Origin of the sequence: Aerophototrophica crusticola, assembly GCF_012913305.1 — a bacterium.
Taxonomy (GTDB): domain Bacteria; phylum Pseudomonadota; class Alphaproteobacteria; order Azospirillales; family Azospirillaceae; genus Niveispirillum; species Niveispirillum crusticola.
Window position 1 is genome coordinate 2515245 of sequence record NZ_CP051775.1, and the last position, 23852, is coordinate 2539096.

The 23852-nt window shown below is 70.5% G+C and carries 22 protein-coding genes; 13 read left to right on the forward strand and 9 right to left on the reverse strand.

Features of this window, described 5'->3' with window-relative positions; genetic code table 11:
- Positions 1–55 precede the first annotated feature (55 nt).
- Together HHL28_RS12290 and HHL28_RS12295 are read right to left on the reverse strand one after the other, a co-directional pair.
- Complete coding sequence (locus HHL28_RS12290; RefSeq protein WP_169655195.1) at positions 56–4525, reverse strand: translocation/assembly module TamB domain-containing protein; 4470 nt, start codon at positions 4523–4525, stop codon at positions 56–58.
- 14 nt (positions 4526–4539) lie between these two features.
- Positions 4540–6417 (reverse strand): autotransporter assembly complex protein TamA, encoded by a 1878-nt coding sequence (locus HHL28_RS12295; protein ID WP_169655197.1) that lies wholly within the window; start codon positions 6415–6417, stop codon positions 4540–4542.
- A gap of 688 nt (positions 6418–7105) precedes the next feature.
- Between HHL28_RS12295 and typA the strand changes: the two genes are divergently transcribed.
- A complete protein-coding gene (typA, locus tag HHL28_RS12300) occupies positions 7106–8932 on the forward strand; it encodes a translational GTPase TypA (protein ID WP_075769703.1) in 1827 nt (608 codons plus the stop codon).
- A gap of 381 nt (positions 8933–9313) precedes the next feature.
- Here typA and HHL28_RS12305 read toward each other — a convergent pair whose 3' ends face one another.
- The gene (locus HHL28_RS12305; RefSeq protein ID WP_075769702.1) at positions 9314–9889 is read right to left on the reverse strand and encodes a hypothetical protein; all 576 of its coding nucleotides are present in this window, start codon (positions 9887–9889) and stop codon (positions 9314–9316) included.
- 467 nt (positions 9890–10356) lie between these two features.
- On the opposite strand from HHL28_RS12305, the gene HHL28_RS12310 reads away from it, so the two are divergent.
- From HHL28_RS12310 to HHL28_RS12320, 3 genes are all read left to right on the forward strand, one after another.
- Positions 10357–11532 (forward strand): acetyl-CoA C-acetyltransferase, encoded by a 1176-nt coding sequence (locus HHL28_RS12310; protein ID WP_075769701.1) that lies wholly within the window; start codon positions 10357–10359, stop codon positions 11530–11532.
- A 183-nt stretch (positions 11533–11715) separates the two neighbouring features.
- Positions 11716–12438, forward strand: a complete 723-nt coding sequence (phbB, locus tag HHL28_RS12315) for an acetoacetyl-CoA reductase (protein ID WP_075769700.1) — start codon at positions 11716–11718, stop codon at positions 12436–12438.
- Positions 12439–12583: 145 nt separating this feature from the next.
- Complete coding sequence (locus HHL28_RS12320; RefSeq protein ID WP_169655199.1) at positions 12584–13942, forward strand: glycoside hydrolase family protein; 1359 nt, start codon at positions 12584–12586, stop codon at positions 13940–13942.
- 64 nt (positions 13943–14006) lie between these two features.
- On the opposite strand, the gene HHL28_RS12325 is transcribed toward HHL28_RS12320, so the two are convergent.
- A complete protein-coding gene (locus HHL28_RS12325; RefSeq protein ID WP_075769698.1) occupies positions 14007–14588 on the reverse strand; it encodes an NAD(P)H-dependent oxidoreductase in 582 nt (193 codons plus the stop codon).
- A gap of 117 nt (positions 14589–14705) precedes the next feature.
- Between HHL28_RS12325 and HHL28_RS12330 the strand changes: the two genes are divergently transcribed.
- A complete protein-coding gene (locus HHL28_RS12330; RefSeq protein WP_075769697.1) occupies positions 14706–15137 on the forward strand; it encodes an NUDIX hydrolase in 432 nt (143 codons plus the stop codon).
- Positions 15138–15184: 47 nt separating this feature from the next.
- Positions 15185–15751, forward strand: a complete 567-nt coding sequence (locus tag HHL28_RS12335) for a phosphatase PAP2 family protein (protein WP_075769696.1) — start codon at positions 15185–15187, stop codon at positions 15749–15751.
- Between the two features lie 10 nt (positions 15752–15761).
- Here HHL28_RS12335 and HHL28_RS12340 read toward each other — a convergent pair whose 3' ends face one another.
- On the reverse strand, positions 15762–16151 hold the full coding sequence (locus HHL28_RS12340) for a hypothetical protein (protein WP_075769695.1): 390 nt from the start codon (positions 16149–16151) through the stop codon (positions 15762–15764).
- A gap of 9 nt (positions 16152–16160) precedes the next feature.
- Positions 16161–16517, reverse strand: a complete 357-nt coding sequence (locus HHL28_RS12345; protein ID WP_075769694.1) for a hypothetical protein — start codon at positions 16515–16517, stop codon at positions 16161–16163.
- Positions 16518–16898: 381 nt separating this feature from the next.
- Here HHL28_RS12345 and HHL28_RS12350 point away from each other — a divergent pair, with 381 nt between their 5' ends.
- The 4 genes from HHL28_RS12350 to HHL28_RS12365 all read left to right on the forward strand — a co-directional run bounded on the left by HHL28_RS12350 (position 16899) and on the right by HHL28_RS12365 (position 19725).
- Positions 16899–17393, forward strand: a complete 495-nt coding sequence (locus HHL28_RS12350; protein WP_169655201.1) for a hypothetical protein — start codon at positions 16899–16901, stop codon at positions 17391–17393.
- Positions 17394–17442: 49 nt separating this feature from the next.
- A complete protein-coding gene (locus HHL28_RS12355; RefSeq protein WP_075769692.1) occupies positions 17443–18237 on the forward strand; it encodes a metallophosphoesterase family protein in 795 nt (264 codons plus the stop codon).
- A 169-nt stretch (positions 18238–18406) separates the two neighbouring features.
- Complete coding sequence (locus HHL28_RS12360; RefSeq protein ID WP_169655203.1) at positions 18407–19498, forward strand: sensor histidine kinase; 1092 nt, start codon at positions 18407–18409, stop codon at positions 19496–19498.
- Entirely contained in the window at positions 19405–19725 is a 321-nt protein-coding gene (locus tag HHL28_RS12365; protein WP_404325671.1) for a response regulator, read from the forward strand. Before HHL28_RS12360 ends, HHL28_RS12365 begins: the two co-directional genes overlap by 94 nt.
- A gap of 150 nt (positions 19726–19875) precedes the next feature.
- Here the strand turns inward: HHL28_RS12365 and HHL28_RS12370 are convergent, their stop codons facing one another.
- Complete coding sequence (locus HHL28_RS12370; protein WP_075769690.1) at positions 19876–20367, reverse strand: YajQ family cyclic di-GMP-binding protein; 492 nt, start codon at positions 20365–20367, stop codon at positions 19876–19878.
- Between the two features lie 150 nt (positions 20368–20517).
- Here HHL28_RS12370 and HHL28_RS12375 point away from each other — a divergent pair, with 150 nt between their 5' ends.
- The gene (locus tag HHL28_RS12375; RefSeq protein ID WP_075769689.1) at positions 20518–20910 is read left to right on the forward strand and encodes a hypothetical protein; all 393 of its coding nucleotides are present in this window, start codon (positions 20518–20520) and stop codon (positions 20908–20910) included.
- Positions 20911–20978: 68 nt separating this feature from the next.
- On the opposite strand, the gene HHL28_RS12380 is transcribed toward HHL28_RS12375, so the two are convergent.
- Both HHL28_RS12380 and HHL28_RS12385 read right to left on the reverse strand, forming a co-directional pair.
- The gene (locus tag HHL28_RS12380) at positions 20979–22049 is read right to left on the reverse strand and encodes a S10 family peptidase (protein WP_169655205.1); all 1071 of its coding nucleotides are present in this window, start codon (positions 22047–22049) and stop codon (positions 20979–20981) included.
- Positions 21944–22456, reverse strand: coding sequence for a hypothetical protein (locus tag HHL28_RS12385; protein WP_169655207.1), 513 nt, complete (start codon positions 22454–22456; stop codon positions 21944–21946). The genes HHL28_RS12380 and HHL28_RS12385 overlap by 106 nt, the downstream gene beginning before the upstream one ends.
- Before the next feature lie 323 nt (positions 22457–22779).
- Between HHL28_RS12385 and HHL28_RS12390 the strand changes: the two genes are divergently transcribed.
- Together HHL28_RS12390 and HHL28_RS12395 are read left to right on the forward strand one after the other, a co-directional pair.
- Entirely contained in the window at positions 22780–23097 is a 318-nt protein-coding gene (locus HHL28_RS12390) for a hypothetical protein (protein ID WP_075769687.1), read from the forward strand.
- A 148-nt stretch (positions 23098–23245) separates the two neighbouring features.
- Complete coding sequence (locus tag HHL28_RS12395) at positions 23246–23674, forward strand: CBS domain-containing protein (protein ID WP_075769686.1); 429 nt, start codon at positions 23246–23248, stop codon at positions 23672–23674.
- Positions 23675–23852 lie beyond the last annotated feature (178 nt).

Genomic DNA, 23852 nt, shown 5'->3' on the forward strand with positions numbered 1-23852 from the left:
ATCCGTATCGGATTGCTATAAAAATCCCACTCGCGAGCGACGTCTTCCATCGGCCTTAGTAATCCCACTCGAACTGCACGCCGACCTTGCTTTCGGTGCCCACCTCGCCGCGGGCCTTGATGTTGTCGGTCAGCTCATACTCCACGGTGGCCTTGCTCTGGCCGGTGCCCAATTCCTGTTCCACGCCCACATAGGTGCGGCGGCCCACATAGCGGCCGGCGGCGACGGTGCCCAGCCCTTCCCCGCTCTCGCTGCCGCGGATTTCCAGCCGGTCCACGCCCAGGGACTGCTTCACCTTGTCAAGCACCCCGGGCCCGCCGCCGATCAGGCCGGTGAGCTGGGCGGCGCTCTGGGCCAGTTGCAGGGCCTCGAAGGCGGAGAGCTGGCCGGCGCCGCGGTTGAACAGCAGCCGGGCCAGCACCTCGTCCTCCGGGTAGGGCGGCTCGGATGTCAGCTTGACCACGGGCTTCGACGGCCGTCCCTCCACGTCGATGATGGCGGTGATGTCGCCGCGCTGGGTGCGGGCCTCCACGTCCAGGTTGGGCTCCAGCGTGCCGTCGCCCAGGAAGGTCAGGTTGGCGCGGGCCAGGGTGAAGGTCTGGCCCAGGACCGACAGGTCGCCCTTCACCAGGGTCACCTCACCGGTCACCAGCGGCTGGGCGGTGGTGCCCTTCACCTCCAGGTCCGCCTGGAACTCGCTGTCCAGGCCGCGGCCCTGGACATAGACCTGGTTGGGGGCGGTGACGTCCAGGTCCAGGGCGATCACCGTCTCCGCCGGGGCGGCGGCCGGGTCGGTGGGGGACACGGGCAGGCCCCCGGGGGTCCCCAGCCCCTCGGAGGAGCCGCTGTCCTGGGCGCCGCTGCCGGCGGTGGTGACGGCGGGCGGCGGCTGGGCCCGGTTGTCCGCCAGCTCCCCCGGCGGTGGCGGCGGGGGCGGGGCGTTCTTCTCGATGATCTTCAGGTCGGCCACCTGGGGCGGCAGCTTGTCGGGGATGCGCACCCGCGCCTCCCGCACGTCCACCCGGCCGGCCACCAGCATCTGCTGGAAGCTGCCCGTGACGGCGATGTCCGCCCCGGCGGTGGCGGTGGCCAGGTCCGTGTTGGCCAGCAGCGCCCGGTCGGCGGTGAGGCGCAAGTCGATCTGGCGCTCGGCCAGGGCGGGGTCGAAGCGGATGGCCCCGCTTGCCCCCAACGTCCCCTGCCCTGCCCGGCCGGTGAAGCTGCGGACCACCAGCCCCTGCGGGTCGCCCACCAGGGTGGCGTCGATGTCGCGGATGATGGTGCCCCACTGCTGGTTCTCATAGCGGGCCTTCAGGAGCTGCACCGTGCCGGCCAGCTGCCGGTCCGCCAGGGTGCCGCCCAGGGTCAGGTCCACGGCAAGCCCGCCGCGGATGCGGTCGCCTGAGCCGGCCAGGAAGTCGTTCAGGCGGGACAGCTCCACCCGCCCGTCCACGCTGCCGCTGACGGGCCGGTCCTGCGGCAGCTCCACCGCGAAGGCGCTGCCCGCCAGGATCAGGGGGATGTCACCCTTGGCCGTCAGGTCCACCCCGCCGCCGTCCGCCGTGGCGCGGGAGGTGAGGGCAAGGCGGCCGTTGCGCCAGGTGCCGTCCAGGGTCGCCCCCAGCGCGCCCGGACCGCCGCGGGCGGCGGGGGAGATGCGGAAGCCGCTGAGCCGGAAGCCCAGGTCGCCCCGCGGGTCCGCCACCGTGCCGGCCAGGGTGGCCTGGCCGTTCAGGTCGCCCTCCAGCGTCAGGGTCGGGTCCAGCAGCCGGGCCCAGGCCAGGGGCACGCGGGTGAGGGCGAGCCGCCCCTCCAGCGTCTTGCCCGTGATGTCGGCGTCCAGCGCCAGCCGGGCATTGCCGGAGACCAGGGCGAGGCCGTCCACCGCCAGCCGGTCCCCCGCGCTGGTGATGGTGGCGCGCTGGGCCAGGCGGAACTGGGTGTCCTGGATGCGGGCGGACAGCCGGTCCAGGGCCACCCGCGTCTCCCCCGCCGCATTGCGGGCCAGGGTGCCGGCGCCGCTCAGGCTGACGGGCCGCGCGCCGCGGCCGGCGGCGTCCAGGGCGATGGCCGTGTTGGTCAGGGGGCCCTTGGCCGTGGCGGTTACCGTGTCCAGGCGGAAGCTGCCGCTGCTGATGTCCGCCGCGCGCAGGGCCACGTCCAGGTTGGGCGTGCCCGTGGCATCGGCCACGCGGCCGGTCAGGGTCAGGCGGCCGAGGTTCTGGGCCTCGTCCTCCACCCGCCGCACCAGGTTGGCGAGGGTGGCGTCCACCAGGATGGCTTGGCGGCCGCCCGGCGCCTCCAGCCGGATGGTGGCGTCGCCGGTGCCGGCGAGGCGCTGCCCCGCCAGCTCCCCCAGCGGGCCCAGGTCCGGCAGCTCCGCCCCCACCCGCCCCACGGCGGTGCCGGAGGCGAGGTCCGCCGCCACTTCCCCCGCCAGCCGGTTGGGGCCCACGGTGGCGGCCAGGTCGGACAGGGCCAGGCGTTGCTCGCCAAGGGAGAAGCGGGCACCCAGGGTGACGGGCTGCCCGTTCAGGCTGGTGGCGCCGTCCACCCGGCCGCGGGGGGCGCGGGGCACCTCCGCCGCCTCCACCGCCAGCCGGGCCGTGCCCAGGTTCCGGCCGGCGATGTCCAGCCCCTCGCCGTTCAGGGTGGCGTTGACGGTGAGGGCGTCCAGCGGGCCCTCCGCCCGTGCCTCCAGCCTTCCGCTGCCGGCCATGGGCGTTTCCAGCGCCTGACCCAGGGGGGCGAGGTCTGGCAGGCGGGCGTTGCCTTCGGCGGTGAGCCGGTCACCCCGCAGGGTGGCGTTGCCACGTACCTCCGCCCGCGGGCTGGTGAGGGCGAGGTCCTGCACGCGGGTGGTGTCGCCGGCCTGGGTGACGGTGCCGGCCAGGGTGGTCTCCGGCCCCAGCAGGGCGTCAGCCGCCGGGGTGCCGGTGGCCAGGGCCTTGCCCCTTGCGTCCAGCCGGGCGGTCAGGGTGCCGTCCTTGCGGGTGGCCTTCAGGTCGGCGGTCAGGGCCCCGCCCAGGTCGCGGCCCGCCAGGGCGCTGAGGGTGCCCAGGTCGGGGGCGGTGAGCCGGGCCGTGGCGTCCAGGGCGCCGCGGCCCCAATCCTGCGCCGTGCCCTCGGCCGTGGCATCGAGGCCGGCGCTGTCCAGCACCAGCCGGTCCAGGCGGATGGCGCCATTGTTGGCGTCGATGAGGGCCTGGAGGTCCAGCCCCGCCTTGGGCCCTGCCACGGGGGCGAGGCGGACGTCGTCGCCGCCCAGCCGATCGAACGCCGCCTTGGCCGTGACCAGCATGCGGTTCCGGTCATTGCCCTGCGGCACCGCCGAGGCGACCAGGGTCAGCGCCTGGGCCGCGTATTGTCGGAAGGCCGGGTCCTGCAGGGCGAGTTCCAGGTCGAATCGGGGCAGGCGGGTGGTGCCGGTGACGCGCAGCTCCGCCCGCCCTTCCCGGAACACGGGCTCCGCCACCACCTGGTGCAGGGTGGAGTCCTCCGCCGCCTCGAACACCAGGCCGAGGTCCAGCCGGTCCGTGTTCAGCGCGTACTGCCCGCCGCCGGACAGGCGGCCGGCGGCGGTGGTCATGCCGATGCCGTCCAGGTTGACCAGCTCCCCCGGGATGATCAGGCCGCCGGCGCCCAGGGCAAGCTTCGGCCCCACCAGGTCGGCGGCCGCGTCGGGCAGCAGGGCCTGGATGTTGCCGTCGGCCTCCAGCCCGAAGGTGAAGCGGCCATTGGCCGGGCGGATGCGGGCCTCCGCCTCCAGGTTCGCCACGTCGCCCGCGAGTGCCGTGAGCTTGCCGGTCCAGTCGGTGAGCGGGCCCTTGCCGGTGAGGGTGGCGGTGACCGGCGGCCGGCCGGGGATGTCCAGCAGTTCCGACACCACCCCGCCCGCCGGCTCTTCCACCTTCAGGTCGAGGGCGAGGGTGCTGCCGGGCACGTAGGTGGCGTCCAGCACCGCGCGGCCCGGGTTCTCATCGATCCGGTCCACGGTCAGGTTGACATGGCCGCCAACCTCCCCCGCCGGGATCTCCGCCGCCCCCTTGGCGGCCAGGACCGCCTGTTGCCCGCCCAGCAGGCCGGGGCCCAGCTCAATCCGGGGCAGGTCGAGTTGTTCCAGCTCGATGGCGACGGGCAGGCGGAAGGGCTGGCCGTCGTCCGGTTCCTCCGGCTTGGGCTCGGACACCGGGGCACGGGCCACCTCCACCCGGCCGGCGGCGAGGCGGTTCACCTCCACCGTGCGGCCGGCCAGCGCCAGGGCGGACCAGTCGAGCTGGGGCTTGTCGATGGTCAGCCAGACGCCGTCCCGGTCGGACAGGGTGATGCGGTCGGCGGTCAGGTCGAAGACGGAGCCCTGGGCCCCCTCGACCTTCAGGCCGGGCACGTTGGCCTCAAGCTGGCTGACCACGAAGTCGCGACCGCTGCCGGTCGAAAGCCAGCCGCCGACGCCCACGACGATGAGCAGGATGAGGCCGATCAGGCCGCCGATGACGTAAAGGGTGATGCGCAACGGTCTGGACATGCTGATGGGGCCCTTCAGAACGCCTGGCCGATGCTGACATAGAGCTGGAAGCTGTTGTCCCCCGACTGCCGCCGCAGGGGCACCGCCGCGTCCACCCGGATGGGGCCGACGGGGGTGTAGTAGCGCACGCCGATGCCGGCGCCGTAGCGCAGCCCGTCGGACAGGCTTGGATACTCGGATTCATAGACGTTGCCGGCGTCGATGAAGGGCACGATGCCGATGTTTTCCGCCACCTTGATGCGCATCTCGATGCTGGCCTCGAACAGGGAAAGACCGCCCTGGGGATCGTTCTCCGCGTCGCGGGGGCCCACCTTCTGGTAGCCATAGCCGCGGATAGAACCGCCGCCCCCGGCGTAGAACCGCTTGTCCGCCGGCACGTCCAGCAGCCCGCCACCGACGATGAAGCCGTACACGGCCCGGCCGGCCAGGACGTAGTTGTCCGTGTCGCCCAGGCCCAGATAGGCGCTGCCCTGGAACCGGGCGATGGTGAAGCTGGAACTGTCGCCGAAGGCCGCCAGGTAGGGCGTGGCCGCGGCGCTGAACCGCCAGCCGGACGTGGCGTTCAGCAGGTCGTTGCTCTTGTCGATGGTCAGGGCCGCCGGGATGCCGAACAGGGTGTTGTTGGTCCGCTGCTCGTTCTCCGTCACCTGGCTCTGCTCAAAGGTGACGCCCAGGCTGGCGGTGATGTCGTCGGAGATGGGGCGTTCCACGATGCCGCTCAGCACCAGCGCCTTCCGGCGGTATGCGTCCGGGTGCTCCAGCACGGCGCTGCTGGAAAGGGTCAGGGACTGGTTGCGGCTGAGGAAATCCGGTTCCCGGTAGGTGGCCGTCAGGTCGTAGTCGAACTCCCCCGCGTCGGTCGTGCTGTTGCGGCCGATGCCGGCGATGGTGGCGCCCACCCGGAAGTTCTCCGCCCCGCCCAGCAGGTTGCGGTGGCCCCAATAGGCGTTGGCGCCGAAGCCGTCGTCGGTGCCGTAGGTGGCGCCGAAGCCGATGAAGCGCATGTCCCGTTCCTGGACGATCACCTCCACCGGCGCGGTGCCGTCGGGCATGGGCTGGTCCGCCAGCCGCAGGCGGACGCTGGAGAAGACGCCCAGTTCCGCCAGATCCTCCCGCGCCTCTTCCAGCTGGAGCGGGCGGTAGGGGTCGCCGGGCTTCCAGGGGATGCGGCGGCGCACCGCCTTCGCCTCCACGTCCTCCAGGCCCTGGATGCTCAGGTCGCCGTACTTGATGGGCAGGCCGGGGTCCACCTGGAAGGTCACGTCCATGGTCCTGGCGATGTGGTCCACCACCAGCCGCCGGTCCACCACCCGGGCATAGGCATAGCCCCGCTCGGCGAAGCGGGGGGTGATGCGGTCCTCCGCCGCCAGCACGTCCGGCCCGCGGGCGGGGGCGCCCTTGCCCAGGCCAAGGTCCTCCGCCTTCAGCACGTCGGTGGGGAGGGGCTGGCCCTTGGCGTCCTCCAGCCTGACGGAGGAGACGGTGTAGCGCGGCCCCTCCTCGATGGTGATGGTCACCAGGGCGGGGCTGGTCTCCACGTCCACGTCGATGTCCATCACCGCGTCGAAATAGCCGGCGGAGCGCAGGGCGGCGGCCAGCCGCTCCCGGTCCGCCTCCGCCCGGCGGCGCAGGCCCACGGGCGAGGGCGGCGGCTGTTCCCGCAGGGCCACCAGGCGGGAAACCTCCTCCAGCAGGGTGGTGAGCTGGTCATGCTCCTCCACCCCCTTGATGGCGACGGTGTAGGGCGTGGCCTCTGCCGGGCTATCGGCGGTCTCGTCGGCGGGGGCCGGGGCCGGGGGTTCCTGCGCCGGGGCGGGGCAGGCCAGGGCGGGTGCCAGGCAGGCCGCAAGGGCCAGCAGCGCGGGACGGCGCCGGAACATCGACAGCTTCATGCCTGGTGCAACCCTTCCTCGACCCCCGGTCCTGACCACACCCGACCGTAGCGGGGCGGCAACCGTCTTCCAACACGCACGACAGGGGTATGGCACGAACAAACCCCTCGCCCGAACGGCAGGGGCCATGAAGGGCACCTACGCTTGCATTGAAAGGGGGGGCGGTCCCGCGTATAGTCGGGAGGTAGGCGGGGCGGTGCTCCTACACCACCCCGCCCGCTCCTAGGGCCGGCCGATCATGACGGTGACGTGGATGACACGCCCCCGCCAGAACGGAAACCGGAGCACCAGGAGAAATGGCATCTTCGTCATGCCACTTTCCTCCGTGACGGCGGGTCGGGGAATTCCGGCCCGCCGCTCTGGTTTATACGGACGGGCTAACTCCTTCTAGAGCATGCATCCGCGTGCTTGTGGCGGGTGTTGCCACCGGCCGCTTGGCTTGCGCGGCCAGGGGATGGCGGCGGCTGGCACGTTGATCTTGCGACATTCCTGGGCCGCCCGCGAAAACGCGGGGCGGCCTTGCGGCCCCGACCCTTTCCGGGGCGGGGCGCCATCGCTATATTGCGCCGCGACACGAACAGCCCGGCTCCCTTCCCCTTGGGGAAAGTTGCCGGGCGTTTTTCATGCGCGCACCTTTGGGCCGGTCCCGGCCTTGGCAGGCAGCGCGCCCGGACCAAGGCTGACCCTTATGGAATTGCGCAACATCGCCATCATCGCGCACGTCGACCACGGCAAGACGACGCTGGTCGACATGCTCCTCAAGCAGTCCGGCACCTTCCGCGAGAACCAGCAGGTCGCGGAGCGGGCCATGGACAGCAACGACCTGGAGCGTGAGCGCGGCATCACCATCCTGGCCAAGTGCACCAGCGTCGTCTGGAACGACGTGCGCATCAACATCGTGGACACCCCCGGCCACGCCGACTTCGGTGGTGAAGTGGAGCGCATCCTGAACATGGTGGACGGCGTCTGCCTGCTGGTGGACAGCGCCGAGGGGCCGCTGCCCCAGACCAAGTTCGTGCTGGGCAAGGCCCTGAAGCTGGGCATGCGCCCCATGGTGGTGGTCAACAAGATCGACCGCCAGGACGCGCGGCCCGACGAGGTCCACAACGAGATCTTCGACCTGTTCGCCAGCCTGGACGCCAGCGACGAGCAGCTGGACTTCCCGACCCTGTTCGCGTCGGGCCGCAACGGCTGGGCCGTGGTGGACCTGAACGATGAGCGCAAGGACCTGACCCCGCTGTTCGAGCTGGTGGTGCGCCATGTGCCGGCGCCGAAGGTCGACAGCGCCGACGCGCCCTTCAAGATGCTGGCCACCACGCTGGAGGCCAACCCCTACCTGGGCCGCATCCTGACGGGCCGCATCCAGTCCGGCCGGGTCCGCACCAACATGGCCATCAAGGCCCTGGACCGCGACGGCAAGCTGATCGAGCAGGGCCGCGCCTCCAAGGTGCTGGCCTTCCGCGGGCTGGAGCGCGTGCCGGTGGAAGAGGCGCAGGCGGGCGACATCGTCGCCATCGCCGGCCTGACCAAGGCCACCGTGGCCGACACCATCGCCGAGATGGCGGTGGACGAGGCCCTGCCGGCCCAGCCCATCGACCCGCCGACCCTGGCCATGACCTTCTCGGTCAATGACAGCCCGCTGGCGGGCCGCGAGGGCGACAAGGTCACCAGCCGCATGATCCGCGACCGGCTGTTCCGCGAGGCGGAGGGCAACGTGGCCCTGCGCATCCGCGAGACGGACAATTCCGACGCCTATGAGGTGGCGGGCCGCGGCGAGCTGCAGCTGGGCATCCTGATCGAGACCATGCGCCGCGAGGGCTTCGAGCTGTCCATCAGCCGCCCCCGCGTGGTCATGAAGACCGATGCCACCACCGGCCAGCGGCTGGAGCCCATCGAGGAGGTGGTGATCGACGTGGATGAGGAGTTCTCCGGCGTCGTCGTCCAGAAGCTCAACGAGCGCAAGGGCGAGATGGTGGAGATGAAGCCGTCGGGCGCCGGCAAGCTGCGGCTGGTGTTCTACGTGCCGTCCCGCGGCCTGATCGGCTACCAGTCGGAGTTCCTGACCGACACCCGCGGCACCGGCGTCATCAACCGGCTGTTCCACGACTACGCCCCCTACAAGGGCCCGATCCCCGGCCGCCGCAACGGCGTTCTGATCTCCAACTCCGACGGCGAGGCGGTGGCCTATGCCCTGTGGAACCTGGAGGACCGCGGCCCGATGATGATCGAGCCGGGCTGGAAGGTCTATGAGGGCATGATCGTGGGCGAGCACACCCGCGAGAACGACCTGGAGGTCAACGTCCTCAAGGGCAAGAAGCTGACCAACATCCGCACCACCAGCAAGGACGAGGCCGTCACCCTGACGCCGCCGATCCGCATGACCCTGGAGAAGGCCCTGTCCTACATCCAGGACGACGAGCTGGTGGAGGTCACGCCCAAGTCCATCCGCCTGCGCAAGAAGCTGCTGGACCCGAACGACCGCAAGCGCGCCGAGCGCCAGGCCGAGGCCGGCTGAGCATTCGACCAGGGTTGAGTGCCGAAGCCCCCGTCCCGCAAGGGACGGGGGTTTTGCTTTGCCCAGGCCCTATACCAGCCGCCGTTGATCATGACCGATCAACGGCCCCTCATACCAGCCGCCGTTGATCGTGGCCGATCAACGGCCCCTCAAGCGCCGGGCGCCGCCATCCGGCGGCTTGGCTCACGCGGGCATGGGCCCGCGGGCCGGCGGTCGCCGGCCTCCAAACGCATGATTCAAAAACTCATGCGCTTGGTATCGGGCGCCGGGCGCCCGCATCCGCGGGCTTGGCTTACGCGCCACCTGTTGTGAAAAGGATCGGGCGCGGGCCGGCGGTCGCCGGCCTGCAAGCGCATCGGTCAGCGACCCATGCGCTTGGCATTACTCCTGCACCCACCTCGCCATGGTCGGGAACGGTGCAAGGCCGTTGTGGCCCATGAAGGAGAAGAGCGCGGGGTAGCCGGCCATGCCGGCGCGGGCCAGGGCCAGCGGGCCGAGGTGGGTGCCCCGTTCCAGCCAGGCCAGCATGGGGTGCGTGCCCTCATAGGGTCCGACCCGGTAGGAACCAGGGAAGAAGATGCTTTCCGGGCTGACGCCCATGGCAAGGGCGGCGGCATAGGACCAGGCCTGGGCCATCACCTCGTCGTTGCTGGTGGCCTCGGCGATGGCCGGGTCCGGGGTGGGGCCCGGCTCCGCGGCGAAGGCGGCGAGCATGTCCGCGTGCAGGTCCTTGTTCAGCCGGGGCCAGAACCGGCGGGGCACGATGGCGATGTGGCCGGCCTCATGCAGCAGGTCGCCGGAACCGACCAGGGTCTCCGGGTCCACATGGATCACCCCACCATGGATGTTGATCCCGGGCAGGAAGCCGTCCGCGGCACCTTCCGCCCCCACCTCCACAGCCATCCCGATCCCGCGGAGGAAGTCGATCATCGTCGGCAGGGCTTCGGCGTGGTACATCATCCTCTCCAAAGGCGGTAGCTGGCCTTACGACTTCTGCTCTAACAGCGCGTGCAGGGCAAGGGGTGGGACAGGCGTGGGACACCGCGCCACCCCAGGCGGGGTGACGCGGGCCCGAACGGCCCTGCCTGCCCGACTGCTTCGGGGCAGCCAGCCCGGGAGGGGACAGGCCTGGGACGGGCTGCGGCGGGTCCGCGCCGGGCCGGCGCCAAGTGTCCACCATCGTCACCGCGGCCATGGGCGGTGAGGCAGAGTTCATCCTTGTCTTCGCCCTGAAAGCGCCGCCGCGGGAGAGGGAAAGTGGTGCCGAAGAGGTACCGTCAAAGATCCGCCATTCTTGACTTACCGCAATAATTGTCGCGGGCACTGGACGCGCCCCCCGAATCCTTGCGGATGCTGCACGACTCCGCCTAATCTCCCAGGCGCCTGCCCAGGCCCATAATGCCCGCTTGAGAGAGGGAACAGTCATGGTTGAGGTCGTCATCGCCGGTGCGGCGCGTACGCCGATCGGCTCCTTCAACGGTTCGCTGAGCAGCGTCCCCGCCTCTTTCCTGGGGGAAGTCGCCATCCGTGAAGCCCTTGCCCGGGCCAAGACCGACGCCGCCGAGGTGAGCGAGGTGGTGCTGGGCCAGGTTCTGGCCGCCGGCACCGGCCAGAACGCCGCCCGCCAGGCCGCCGTGAAGGCCGGCATCCCGGTGGAGCGCACGGCTTACGCCATCAACCAGCTCTGCGGTTCCGGCCTGCGCACCGTGGCGCTGGGCTACCAGGCCATCGCCCTGGGCGATGCCGACGTGATCGTCGCCGGCGGCATGGAGAGCATGAGCCAGGCGCCCCACGTGATGCACCTGCGGTCCGGCACCAAGATGGGTGACGCCGCCATGGTGGACACCATGCTGCGGGACGGGCTGCTCGACGCCTTCCACGGCTACCACATGGGCCAGACGGCGGAGAACGTGGCCGAGAAGTGGCAGATCACCCGTGAGGAGCAGGACGCCTTCGCCGCCGCCTCGCAGCAGAAGGCCGAGGCCGCCCAGAAGGCCGGCAGGTTCAAGGATGAGATCGCGGCGGTGACCATCGCCGGCCGCAAGGGTGACGTGATCGTCGACACGGACGAATACCCGAAGCACGGCACCACGGCCGAGGCCCTGGCCAAGCTGCGCCCCGCCTTCAAGAAGGACGGCACGGTGACCGCCGGCAACGCGTCGGGCATCAATGACGGCGCCGCCGCCCTGGTGCTGATGTCTGCCGACAGCGCCGCAAAGCGCGGCGTCCAGCCGCTGGCGCGCATCGTGTCCTGGGCCACGGCGGGCGTGGACCCGGCGGTCATGGGCTCCGGCCCGATCCCGGCCAGCCGTGAGGCCCTGCGCAAGGCCGGCTGGAAGATCGACGAGCTGGACCTGATCGAGGCCAACGAAGCCTTCGCCGCCCAGGCCATGGCCGTGAACAAGGACCTGGGCTGGGACCCGGCCAAGGTGAACGTCAATGGCGGCGCCATCGCCCTGGGCCACCCCATCGGCGCTTCCGGCGCCCGGGTGCTGGTGACCCTGCTGCATGAGATGCAGAGGCGCGACGCCAAGAAGGGCCTGGCCACGCTGTGCATCGGCGGCGGCATGGGCGTGGCGCTCTGCGTCCAGCGCGACTGACCTGACACGGCCCCCCGCCCCGGCCGGCGTGCCGGGGCGGGGGCCGGAATTCCCGGGGGCGGCAGGGCGGGGAGCCCTCCCCCATCCCGGGGCTAGCCTCGGCACCCGACCCGACCTTATCCTGAGCGGACGGGACGGCGGGCGCAACCGACGGCCGTAAGAGACCATCAACGGGGGAAAACTATGGCACGAGTGGCATTGGTGACCGGCGGCACCCGCGGCATCGGCGAGGCGATCAGCCTGGCCCTGAAGGACGCGGGCTACACGGTCGCCGCGAACTATGGCGGCAACGACAAGGCGGCACAGGAGTTCACCGAGCGGACGGGCATCAAGGCCTACAAGTTCGACGTGTCGGACTTCAGCGCCGTCCAGGAAGCCGTCAAGAAGATCGAGGCGGAGCTGGGCCCCGTGGACGTGCTGGTGAACAACGCCGGCATCACCAAGGACGGCACCATGCACCGCATGACGTTCGAGCAGTGGAACGCCGTCATCCAGACGAACCTGACCAGCTGCTTCAACACCTGCCGCGCCGTGATCGACGGCATGCGGGAGCGGAACTTCGGCCGCATCGTCAACATCGGATCGGTGAACGGCCAGGCCGGCCAGTACGGCCAGGTGAACTATGCCGCCGCCAAGTCCGGCATCCACGGCTTCACCAAGGCCCTGGCGCAGGAAGGTGCCGCCAAGGGCATCACCGTGAACGCCATCGCCCCCGGCTATATCAACACCGACATGGTCCGCGCCGTGCCGCCGAACGTGCTGGAGAAGATCGTCGCCAAGATCCCGGTCGGACGGCTGGGCGAGGCGGAGGAGATCGCCCGCGGCGTGCTGTTCCTGGTGGCGGACAATGCCGGTTTCATCACCGGCTCCACCCTGTCCATCAACGGCGGCCAGCACATGTACTGATCCCCGCCGGGGTCAGCGCGACGGACGGCCCCCGGGGAAACCCGGGGGCCGTTCGCGTTTTGGTTTATCGATGGCCCAAGGGGCATTGACTTAGAGTGGCTACTACCCCCAAATTTCATATGCCCAATGAAAACAGGGGGAGAAAATGACCAACACCGACAAAACGTCCTGGTCATGCAGTGCTACGGCCGGCAGCGATGGGGCAGCGCCGACTGCCAGCCTGACGATGGCGCTGAACGGCGCCACGGCAGCGCCCACGGTCCTGAAGGGCCTCTGCTACTCGCCGTGCCCGATCAACGCCGCGAACAGCAGCGCGCCCAACCTGGGCGACTGGTTCTGGGACAGCTATACCGCGAATGGCTGGACCATCAACGATTGGGCCGGGGTCTGGCAGAACGACCTGCCGAAGATCCGCGCGCTGGGGGTGAACGCCATCCGCGTCTATTCCATGCTGTCGCGCCAGCTCAACCCCGACGGGACCTACCCCGCCCCGCCCTATGGCCACGAGTTCCAACACACGGCCTTCCTGGACGCCTGTTGGAACGGCGGCCAGGACCCGCTCTATGTCCTGGTCGGGATCCCGCTGCCCCAGGCCATGTTCTGGAAATCCGTCCATGACCAGACGCCCGCGTCGCAGATCACCTTCTGGGAGTCCGTCCTGGCGGAGACGGTGGCCCAGGTGGCCGGCCACCCGGCGGTGATGGGCTTCATCATCCAGAACGAGTGGGATTCCGGCGTCGTCACCTATGGTTCGGACACGACCGCCGTCACCTTCTGGTGGGACCAGGTGGAGGCCATGGCCCAAGCGGCCAAGGCGGCCCTGGGCACGAACCAGAAGCTGGTCGGCATGGCGGTGCATGACGACCCGAACATCTGCGGCCAGGCCGCGACCTACATGGCCGGCTGCACCTCCATGGATTTCTGGGGGGTGAACAGCTACCAGCAGGTCAACTTCGACCCGGTCTTCGGGGCGATCCCGAACATCGGCCCCGGTTATGCCGGCCTGACCGGGGCGGCCCTGAAGCCGGTCATCTTGACCGAATGGGGCGTGCCGGCGACCGGCCACAAGGTGGCGGACGATCCGTCCACCATCTATGCCGATTCCGCCACGGAGGCCAAGGCGGCGACCAACATCACCAACGTCATCCCGGAAGCGTCCCCGTCGGCCCAGCCCTTGTGCCTGGGCCTGTTCTATTTCGAGTATTGCGACGAATGGTGGAACCAGGCCGGGTCGCCCAACATTTACACCTGGTATGGCGGCCCAGCCGCGCCGGGATTCCCCAACGGCTTCTGGGACCAGGACGGGTTCGGTCTGTATGCCGTCGGCCGGGGCTTCCTGTCCTACCCGAACCCGACGAACTATCCGCTTCCCAACGACGCCCCCACCTGGACGGTGGACCCGACAAGCATGACCCAGGGCCCGGTGGTGCCGCTGGACCGGCGGATGGCCCGGACGCCCACCATCGACGCGCTGACCACCGCCTTCGCCAGCTTCGGTAGCTGACAAGCGGGCAACCCGCCGTGCCGACGGGGTGGCATCCCGTCGGCACGGCACCAGCGCGGCGGGATCAGACGCCCCGCACCCCCAACCCCCGCATCCTGCCCAGGATCGCTGCGCGCTTTGCCTCCGTCAGGCCCTCCACCATGCCCACCAGCGTGTCGCGGATGGGGCTGATGCCGACGAAGCCCAGGATGCTGCGCTTCAGGCAGCGCAGGGAATGGGCGCCGAACCACCAGCGATAGGCCAGGGCCGGCATGCCCATGGTGATGACCACCCGAGCCGACTTGCCCTTCATCCGGCTTTTCCAGGCGGTGGGGCTGCTGCGTTCCATGGCGAAGCCGGGGCGCAGCACCTGTTCCAGGAAGCCCTTCAGCACTGCCGGCATGCAGCCCAGCCAGAGCGGGTAGAGGATGACGAAATGGTCGGCCCAGAGCAGGTCCGGCTGGACCGCGGCGACGGATGGCGGCGGCAGGCCCGCGTCCCATTCGGCCTTGGACCGGACCAGGGGGAAATCCAACCCGGCGACATCCACCCGCCGCACCTCATGCCCGCCGGCCCGCGCCCCTGCCGCATAGGCATCCGCCAGGGCATGGCAGAGATGGCCGCCCGCCGGGTCCGGATGCCCCTGGATGATGAGGATCTGGGTCATGGCCCCTTCCTCCCTCTGTTCCTTCACTCTCCCAGCATATCCCGGATCTGGCCGCCCCGCCTTGACCGGGGTCAAGGAGGGGTTAATGTCGCGGCACCGTGACGGGAGCCCCGAGCCATGACCAACCCCACCCATCCCCGCGTCGGCGTCGGCTGCATCGTCTGGAAGGGGGATCGGGTGCTGCTGGTGCGGCGGGGCAAGCCGCCGGGCTATGGCGAGTGGTCCCTGCCCGGCGGCAGCCAGGAGCTGGGGGAGACCCTGTTCCAGGCCGCGGCGCGGGAGGTGTTGGAGGAAACGGGGGTGACCGCCACGCCCACCAGCGTGCTGACCGCCGTGGACAACATCGTGCCGGGCCCGGACGGGGGCATCCTGTTCCACTACACCATCGTGGACGTGGTGGCGGATTGGGCGGCGGGGGAGCCGCAGGCCGCCGACGACGTACTGGACGCCCGCTGGGCCACCCTGGCGGAGGCGGAGGCCCTGGTGGCCTGGGAGCCGCTGCGCGTGGTGCTGCGCATGGCCGCCCAAGCCCGGGGCCTGTTGGGCTGACGGGCGGCCCCCGGGCAACTTTCCCGGCCCGGGACGGTTTCCAGGGCATGGGAACTTACCTGACCGACAATCCCCTGACCCGGGCCGACCTGCGGGCCGCCCGCGCCATCCACCCCCACCGCCACCACGGATTCTTGCAGGCCGCCGCCGACTGGAGCGAGCTGACGGACCAGGAGCCGCTGTTCGCCGGGGCGGCGGGCCTGATGGCCCTGGCCTGGGCCAGCGGCTACCGGGCGGAGGCACGAAAGCTGGCCCATGTGCTGGGCGCCCTGGCGGCGGCCACCCTGTTGAAGGACGGGATGAAACGGTCGGTGGCCCGGTCACGGCCGGTGCTGCTGCACGACAAGGGCATCCACCGGGTGCGCCTGCGCGGGAAGAAGGACAAGAGCTGGCACTCCCTCCCCTCCGGCCACGCCGCCGGGGCGGCAGCGGTGGCCGCGGCCGTCGCCCGTGCCTGGCCCGCGGCGGCCCTGCCCGCCTACCTGGCCGCGGGCCTGCTGTCGGCGGCGCGCATGCCCACGGGGCTGCATTACCCCAGCGACGTGGCCGCCGGGGTGGCGGTGGGGCTGGTGGCGGAAGGGATCGTGCAGCGGCTGTGGCCCGCCAGCCCCTGAGTGGGCCGGGTCAGCGCTCCACCAACGACACCAGCAGCACGTCCAGCACCACGTCGCCCAGGGCGGCGCGGGCGGCGTCCAGGATGCGCTGCTTGAGGGCCTTGGCGTCTTCCGCCGTGATCCGGCCCTCGCCCACCGGCTGCTCCCAGCTTTCGGCGATGACCTTGCCGACGATGCGGGGCTGCTGGCTGCGGGCCAGGTCGCGCTGGGTGGGGTCCTGCAACACGATGTCCGCCTGGACCCGGGCCATGGCATAGGGGCCGCGGCTGGGGATGGGGATCATGAAGGGTTCCATCCGCAGGACGTTGTCCGGCGGGCGGGTGGGCTTCTTGCCGCCGGCCATGGCGGGGCCGGTCAGCAGCAGGGCCGCCAGCAGCAGGAGCAGCAGGGTGCGCGGCATGGGGCGGGCTCAGCCCCCCGCCCGCTTGGCATTGAGCTGCCGCCAGCGCCACAGGGCGATGCCGCCGAACATCAGGGCGAAGAACAGCACCCCGTGCAGGGCCAGCAGCACCGTCATGGCCACCAGGCAGGCGACGGTGGTGATCTCCCACAACTGGCCCTGGCCGGAGCGCACCAGCATCAGCCCGGCGGCCATGCTGGTGCCCAGGCCCAGCAGAAGGGCCAGGACAACGGCCTGCCCCTGCGATTCCGGCGGCAGGTCGCCAGCCCGCAGCAGGGTGGCGGCCAGCACCGCGTCGCCCAGGATCTTCAGGGCCACGGGGCTGAGGGGGAAGGGCCGGGATTCGGGATGGCTGTTCAGGCTCATGGCGTGTCGTCAAGGCCGTCGCTGTCGGGCCGGGGACCGGCCGGATCCCGGATATGGCCCCGCGCATCTGCCGGGTCAACCGCAGGGGCGCCCGTTAACCGGCCAGCAAGCCGACAGGGGCGATTATGGCGCACCCCTCCCCAGCCGGTCGAACGCCCCGATGGCCCCCCTGCCCTTCCGTCCCGCCGCCCTTGCCGCCTGCCTTGCCACCGCGCTGCTGCTGGGGCCGCCCCGGCCCGGTCGGCCCCGCCCCAGGCGCCGGAGGCGGCGGAGAAGCCCGGCCCCGACTGGAGCGCCGTCTGCCCCCGCAAGGGCCCGGACGGGTTCTGCACCATCACCGCCACGCCCGCCTATGGCGACAACCGCGGCGGGCGGGAGCGGGTGACCGTCAGCCTGCGCCGCGACGCCCAGTGCACCAGCCTGCATGTGGGCTTCGATCGGGCCATCGACCTGTCCCGGCCGGTGCTGATGCGGGTGGATGACGGGCCGGTGCAGGCCTTCTACACGCCCAAGCAGCTCAACGACCTGGCCGACGCGGTGGATGCCGGCCAACGCGCCAACCTCGGCGAGCCGGGCTTCGCCGCCTTCCTGACGGAGATCGCAGCCGGCCAGGTGGCGGCCGGGGAGCCGGCGGCGGCGGAGATGCTGGCCCGCTTCGCCCGCATCAAGGAAAGCCGCCGCCTGGGCGTGGCCTGCGAGGCCATGGCGCGGCTGCTGCCCCAGCTCCGCGCCGGGTCGTTGCTGCGCCTGTCCTTCCATGTGGTGACGCCGTCGGAGCCCGAGCCCTATCACTGGCCGGCCCTGGGGCGGCGGGAGGTGGTGGTACCCCTGCAATCCCTCGCGCCCATCCTGGATTCGTTGCCGCCAACCCATTAACTCTAGTGTTTGAGGACCCGAGACAGACCGCCCACGGACCCGATTGCCGTTGCTCCGATTCCGCCCCCGCCCGGCCGCCAGGCCCGCCGCCCCGCGCCAGGCCCGGGTACCGGCGGGACAGCGCCTGTATGTCGTCGGCGACATCCACGGACGCGTGGACCTGGCCGCGCAGATGCTGGACAGCATCCGCGCCGATGCCGCCACGGCGCCGCCCGGGCTGCACCACACGCTGGTCTTCCTGGGCGACTATGTGGACCGGGGGCCGGACAGCCGGGGCGTGCTGGACCTGCTGGCCGGCCACCCGCCCCCGGGCTTCGGTGCCATCTTCCTGAAGGGCAACCATGAGGAGGCCATGCTGGCCTTCCTGGCGGACCCGGCGGTGGGCAATGACTGGCTGCGCTTCGGCGGGCAGACGACCCTGGCGAGCTATGAGGTCTACCGCCACCCGTCCTTGAGCCATGACGAGTGGCTGGAGGTGGCGCGGGATGCCCTGGCGGCGCAGTTGCCCCCCCTGCACCTGGCCTTCCTGCGCGCCCTGCGCGGCCGGCTGAAGGTGGGCGACTATGTCTTCGCCCATGCCGGCATCCGCCCGGGCGTGCCCCTGGACCGGCAGGAGGAGCAGGACCTGCTGTGGATCCGGGAGCCGTTCCTGTCCAGCACCGCCGACCATGGCGCGGTGGTCGTCCACGGGCACACGATCACCGAGGCGCCGGACATCCGCCACAACCGAATCGGCATCGACACCGGCGCCTATGCCACCGGCCGCCTGACCTGCCTGGTGCTGGAAGGGGCGGAGCGCCGGTTCCTCTGCACCGGCGATGCCCCGGCCAAGCCACAGACCTAGGCGGAAGACAACCCCGGGCCGCACGGATGGGCAGGGCGACGCGATGTCGCGTGCACCGAAAGCACGGCTTTCCAACCCTGCCGGGACCATGGCTTAATCTGCGGCGGTGCCCGGGGGCCGTCCCGGCCCGCCCGCCCTTCGTTGCCCAACATCCCGAGGACAGACCCCCGTGCGCAACCTGCTGCGCAACCTGATCGGTGCCGCCCCGGCGGAAACGCTTGCCGAGACCGAGGCGGCCCTGGAAGCGGCGCGCCGGCAGGGGGACGCCGACCGCCAGGCATTGCAGGCGGCACGGGCGGAGGCCGCCAGCCTGCGGGCCGCCCTGGCCGCGGCGGAAGCCAAGGCGCGGGACCTGCCGCCGCCGCCCGCCACGCCCGACCCGGCGGGGCAACAGACCTTCCGGCTGCTGGCAGCCGCCAGCCACGATCTGCGCCAGCCCTTCCAGGCCATGCGGCTGTTCCTGCACCTGCTGGAAGGCCGGCTGTCCGCGCCGAAGGACCTGGAACTCGCCCAGCGGCTGGAAGAGGCACTGGAGGCCGGCGCGGGGCAGGTCAACGCGCTGCTGGACCTGGCGACGCTGGAAGCCGGCACGGCCAAGGTCTCGCTCGGCGCCGTCCCCCTGGGCCCCCTGCTGTCCCGGCTGGTGGAGGAGTTCACGCCCCAGGCCGCGGCCAAGGGCATCACCCTGCGGCTGGTGGCGACCAGGGCCGCCGTGCGCAGTGACCCGGTGCTGCTGGAAAAGATGTTGCGCCCGCTGCTGGACAACGCCATCCGCTTCGGCACCGGGGACAAGGTGCTGGTGGGTGCGCGGCGGCGCGGGGCCGTGGTGGAGGCGCAGGTCCTGGACCAGGGGCCGGGCATCCCGGCGGAGCGGCAGGACGCCGTCTTCCAGCCCTTCATCCGCGGGGATGACCGGGGCAAGGACCGCAAGGGCGGCCTGGGCCTGGGGCTTGCCATCGTCCGTCGCACGGGCGACCTGCTGGGCCATGCCACCGGTGTGCGCACCGTGCCCGGGCGGGGGGCCTGTTTCTTCGTGGGGTTGGCGCTGGACGGCGTGGTGCCCGCGGCAGGTCCGGAACCTGCCGCCCCGAGCCCGCGACCGGGGATGCCCGCCTGCTGGTGGCCCTGGCGGAGGATGACCGGCTGCAACTGGCCGCCCTGGAATCCATGGTGGGGGGCTGGGGCTGCGATGCGGCCCTGGGCGGCGGCACGGCGGAGTTGCTGGAGAGTCTGGGCGACCGGGCGCCGGGCCTGGTGGTGACCGACTACCGCCTGTCCAAGGGGCTGACCGGCCCCCAACTGGTGGCCGCCCTGCGCCACCGGTACGGCACCGCCCTGCCCGCCCTGATGCTGACCGGCGACACCCACCCGGACACGCTGGCCCTGGCCAAGGCCGCCAACATCACCGTGGTGCACAAGCCGGTCCACCCCGCCCGCCTGCGCCGGGCCATCGAGCAGGCGACGGGGCGGGTTTTGGCGGAGGGGTGAGATTTCCCGGGGAGTGCCAGGGAACATTCGCGGACACGCACCAGGCGCGCACGAACATTCACAAGAGAATTGATGTGGCTTCGCCGCAGGCAGCCTTCTTCTTGTGCGTGTCCGTGCGTGCTTACGGCCCCGCGCCCTAGACCACGGCCGTCAGTCCCGGAAGTTCACGTACTGCAGCGGCTGCTCGATCTTCAGGCCCTTCACAAGGGCGATGGCCTCTTGCAGGTCGTCGCGCTTCTTGCCGGTGATGCGCAGCTCGTCGCCCTGGATGGCGGCCTGGACCTTCATCTTGTTGTCCTTGATGGCCTTGACGATCTTCTTGGCCAGTTCCTGCTCGATGCCCTGCTTGACCTTGATCACCTGGCGCAGGGTGCCGCCGGCCGCGTTCTCCGCCTTGCCCCAGTCCAGGGCGCCGGGGTCCAGCTTGCGGCGGACGAAATAGGCCTTCAGCATCTCGGTCAGCTGGGCCAGCTTGGTGTGGTCCTCGGTCTGGATCAGGATCTCCCCCTCCTTCTCCTTGTGCTCCATGGTGCTCTTGGAGCCCTTGAAGTCGAAGCGGTTCTCCACTTCCCGCATCACGCCCAGAACGGCGTTGGTGACCTCGGCGGTGTCGGTCTTGGAGACGATGTCGAAGGACGGCATGGCTTTCTTGTTCGGCTTCCGGTTCGGGGGACGGGGACGGATGATAGCACCCCGCCAAGCGGGCGGGGACAGGAAAGGCGGCAGCCGACGGTTGACGGCAGGCCAACCCTCCCCACCTAAGGCAAAAGATCGGGGCAAAAGGGGGAGACGATGCCGTTCCTGGACCGTGACAGCTTCATCCGGATGCTGGAGACGCTGGGCGACCCGGACGACGCCACCGCCCTGGCGGCGGCACGCACCATCCATGCCCGCCTGGAAGAGGCCGGGGTGGGCTGGGACAGCCTGTTGGTCCCGCCGCCCGGCGCGGCCCCGGCCACCGGCCTGGACGGGGACGAGCCGGAGGAACGCTCCCCCCACCCCGCCGCCTTCAGCGCGGGGGAGGAGCAGGACGCCGCCCTGATCGACCGGCTGCTGGACATGCCCCTGTCCGACGACACGCGGCAGGAGCTGCGCGACCTGCGCGCCGACCTGACCGCCGGGGAGTTCACGGCGGAGGACAGCCGCTACGTCCGCGCCCTGGCGCAGCGGCTGATGTCGAAGTAGGTCGGATTAGGCGCGTCAGCGCCGTAATCCGAGGCCCCGGCTGTCGGATTACGCTTCGCTAATCCGACCTACGAAATCCACGGCGCCACGAAACGGCGGATGTCGGCGTTCAGCGCCTCCAGCGAGGGCTCGTGCACATACATCATGTGCCCGGCCTCGTAATAGGTCATCTCCACCCGGTCGGCGGGGATGTCGTTGGTGGCGAGCGTGTTCTCCACCGCGAAGAAGGGTGTCGCCAGGTCATAGATGCCGTTGGCGACCAGCACCCGCAGCCCCGGCTGTTCCCGCAGCATGCGGGCCAGGGTGGGGGCCACGTTGGGGGCGGTGGGCCAATTGAAGGTGCCGGGCGGGCGCTTGCCCAGCCAATCCCACTTCTCCAAGGCCTCCCGCCGGATGACGTGGTAGGTCTGGTCCATCTCCACCTTCAGGGTGCGGGTCAGGTGGTCCATCACCGCGGCCACATAGGCCCCGTCGATGGCATAGGCGGAGGCGTCGTTCTCCGGCTCCGCGCCCACGTCGTCCAGGTCGCGTCCGGTGTAGCGGGTGTCGAACCGGCCGAAGGTCAGGCCGCGGTCCCGCAGCATCTCCTTGCGCACCCGCGCGGGCTCCAGCCGCAGCCGCACCCGCTCCAGGTATTCCGGCGACAGGCCGGTGTAGCGGGCCAAGTCCTGGGCCACCTGCCTGCGCCTCTTCACCGGCAGGCGCTGGCCCATCAGCAAGGCGGTGGCATAGTCGGTCAGCGCGAAATCCCGCACCCGGCGCAGGAAGGAAGCGGCATCCCGCGGGGCCGGCTTGATCTTGCCATGGTAGAGGGCGGTGGCCGCGTAGGTGGGCAGGAAGGCCACTTCCGGCAGCACGTTGCCCCTGTTGAAGCGGGCGGTGTGGAAATCCAGGATGGTGGAGACCAGCAGCAGGCCGTTCAGCGTCACGCCGCGGAAATTGCCGTTCACTTTGTCCGCCACGATGACGGCGCGGGTGGTGCCATAGCTCTCCCCGCCCACATATTTCGGGGAGGCCCAGCGGCGGTGCTTGGTCAGCCAGTCCCGGATGAACTGGGCCACGGACTCGCCGTCCTGGTCCATGCCCCAGAAATCCTCCTCCTTCCCCTCGCCCACGGCGCGGCTGTAGCCGGTGCCCACCGGGTCGATGAAGACCAGGTCGGTGACGTCCAGGGGCAGAGCGGGTTGTCCACCACGGCATAGGGCGGGGCGCCGGCGGAGGTGGCGTCGCTGGGCACGGCCACCCGCTTCGGCCCCATGTTGCCCATGTGCAGCCACAGGCTGGCGGACCCGGGGCCGCCGTTGAACAGGAAGGTGACGGGCCGGCGGGCCGGGTCGTCCACCCCGTCCATCAGGTAGGCGACGGAGAAGATGGCGGCGCGGGGCTTGCCCTTCTCGTCCAGCAGGTGCTGCTCCCCGGCGACGGCGCGGTAATCCACCTCCGTCCCGTTGAACACGCCGGTGTGCTGGGTCTCGAACAGCCGCGGGGGCGGAACCGGCTCCGGCTTGCTTGCGGGGTCGGGGGTGCGGGTCTCAGTCTCGGCCATGGTCCTGGGGGCTCCCTGCCGGGCGGTCTCCGCCGCCCCATCGTCGGTTGGCGCGAAAGTGACAGGGGCGGGATGCACGCGTCAATGGCGAGGTGACGTAAGCGTAAGGTTAGGTGCCGTCAGCATGGGTGCGCACACGCCCTGCCGGGGCCGCAGCATCGTCAATTCCCGGCATTTCCAGTCCCGCCCCAGAGCGTCGGGCCGTGCCGTAGGCCGCCCTGTGGCAGAGGCACGGGCACGGGAAACCTTAATACCCCTATTGCCTTATCTCGGAAGTGGTATTATCAATTTCAGCACGGCTAAATGCTTAAGTGGGGGACGATATGGCCAAAACCGTTATGATGAAACACGCTGGTAGCGGCATCATTAAGCGTGGTTTCTATGGTTTCTCCTGGACGACTTTCTTTTTCGGGTTCTTTCCGGCTCTTTTTCGCGGAGATTTCCTGACATTCATCGGGGCGTTCGTCATCATCGTTATTCTTGGGGCCCTGACGTTTGGCATTGGGTCCTTCATTGCCATGATCGTCTGGGCATTCCTCTACAATAGCTATTACACCAAGCGGCTGCTGGAGAAGGGATACGTCTTCGCCGATTCTGAAGGTGTCGTCGCGGAAGCAAAGCAACAGCTGGGTGTGGTCTGAACCGATCCCGGCAGGGGATCGGCAATTTGGCGGGGCGGCCGGGAATTCCTGGCCGCCCCTTGCTTTTCCCGCGGCGGAACCCCCTGCCCCGGCCACGGTTGGGGTGGCGCACAGGCCCGCGACCGGGCCGGCCACAGGGAGAACACCCATGCAGATCCGTGAAATCATGACCAAGGACGTGGAACTGGTGTCGCCCAACACCACGCTCCAGGAGGCCGCGCGGAAGATGCGCGACGCGGACACCGGGTTCCTCCCGGTGGGTGAGAACGACAAGCTGGTTGGCACGGTGACCGACCGCGACATCACCGTGCGCTGCGTGGCCGAGGGCGCCAACCCCGCGGAGGCCAAGGTCAGCGACGCCATGACCGACAACCTTGTCTATGTCTTCGAGGACCAGGACACGGCCGAGGCCGCCCAGGTCATGGCCGAGAAGGCGGTGAAGCGCCTGCCGGTGCTGAGCCGGGACAAGCGCCTGGTAGGCGTCGTCAGCCTGGGCGACGTGGCCTCCAAATCCGACGACGAGGACGTGGCCGGCGCCGCCCAGAGCGACATCAGCCAAGCGCCGAGCAACTCGTGAGGGGTGCCGTAGGTCGGAGTAGAGCGTGTTTACGCAGACCGTAAACACGCTCCGGCGGCGACTGCCGCCGCGCCCGCCCATGCGGGCGTACAAGCCGCGGATGCGGCGCCGGCGTGTGAGGAACACGAAAGGCTAGACCCGTTTCCGGTCAACGGAAAACGGGTCTAGCGGCCCCGGC

What these genes read in the sequence shown, in the direction of transcription:
- HHL28_RS12290 (WP_169655195.1), bottom strand. Translation starts at nt 4,525, where the DNA reads ATGTCCAGACCGTTGCGCATCACCCTTTACGTCATCGGCGGCCTGATC.
- HHL28_RS12295 (WP_169655197.1), bottom strand. Translation starts at nt 6,417, where the DNA reads ATGAAGCTGTCGATGTTCCGGCGCCGTCCCGCGCTGCTGGCCCTTGCG.
- typA (WP_075769703.1), top strand. Translation starts at nt 7,106, where the DNA reads ATGGAATTGCGCAACATCGCCATCATCGCGCACGTCGACCACGGCAAG.
- HHL28_RS12305 (WP_075769702.1), bottom strand. Translation starts at nt 9,889, where the DNA reads ATGTACCACGCCGAAGCCCTGCCGACGATGATCGACTTCCTCCGCGGG.
- HHL28_RS12310 (WP_075769701.1), top strand. Translation starts at nt 10,357, where the DNA reads ATGGTTGAGGTCGTCATCGCCGGTGCGGCGCGTACGCCGATCGGCTCC.
- phbB (WP_075769700.1), top strand. Translation starts at nt 11,716, where the DNA reads ATGGCACGAGTGGCATTGGTGACCGGCGGCACCCGCGGCATCGGCGAG.
- HHL28_RS12320 (WP_169655199.1), top strand. Translation starts at nt 12,584, where the DNA reads ATGACCAACACCGACAAAACGTCCTGGTCATGCAGTGCTACGGCCGGC.
- HHL28_RS12325 (WP_075769698.1), bottom strand. Translation starts at nt 14,588, where the DNA reads ATGACCCAGATCCTCATCATCCAGGGGCATCCGGACCCGGCGGGCGGC.
- HHL28_RS12330 (WP_075769697.1), top strand. Translation starts at nt 14,706, where the DNA reads ATGACCAACCCCACCCATCCCCGCGTCGGCGTCGGCTGCATCGTCTGG.
- HHL28_RS12335 (WP_075769696.1), top strand. Translation starts at nt 15,185, where the DNA reads ATGGGAACTTACCTGACCGACAATCCCCTGACCCGGGCCGACCTGCGG.
- HHL28_RS12340 (WP_075769695.1), bottom strand. Translation starts at nt 16,151, where the DNA reads ATGCCGCGCACCCTGCTGCTCCTGCTGCTGGCGGCCCTGCTGCTGACC.
- HHL28_RS12345 (WP_075769694.1), bottom strand. Translation starts at nt 16,517, where the DNA reads ATGAGCCTGAACAGCCATCCCGAATCCCGGCCCTTCCCCCTCAGCCCC.
- HHL28_RS12365 (WP_404325671.1), top strand. Translation starts at nt 19,405, where the DNA reads ATGGTGGGGGGCTGGGGCTGCGATGCGGCCCTGGGCGGCGGCACGGCG.
- HHL28_RS12370 (WP_075769690.1), bottom strand. Translation starts at nt 20,367, where the DNA reads ATGCCGTCCTTCGACATCGTCTCCAAGACCGACACCGCCGAGGTCACC.
- HHL28_RS12375 (WP_075769689.1), top strand. Translation starts at nt 20,518, where the DNA reads ATGCCGTTCCTGGACCGTGACAGCTTCATCCGGATGCTGGAGACGCTG.
- HHL28_RS12385 (WP_169655207.1), bottom strand. Translation starts at nt 22,456, where the DNA reads ATGGCCGAGACTGAGACCCGCACCCCCGACCCCGCAAGCAAGCCGGAG.
- HHL28_RS12390 (WP_075769687.1), top strand. Translation starts at nt 22,780, where the DNA reads ATGGCCAAAACCGTTATGATGAAACACGCTGGTAGCGGCATCATTAAG.
- HHL28_RS12395 (WP_075769686.1), top strand. Translation starts at nt 23,246, where the DNA reads ATGCAGATCCGTGAAATCATGACCAAGGACGTGGAACTGGTGTCGCCC.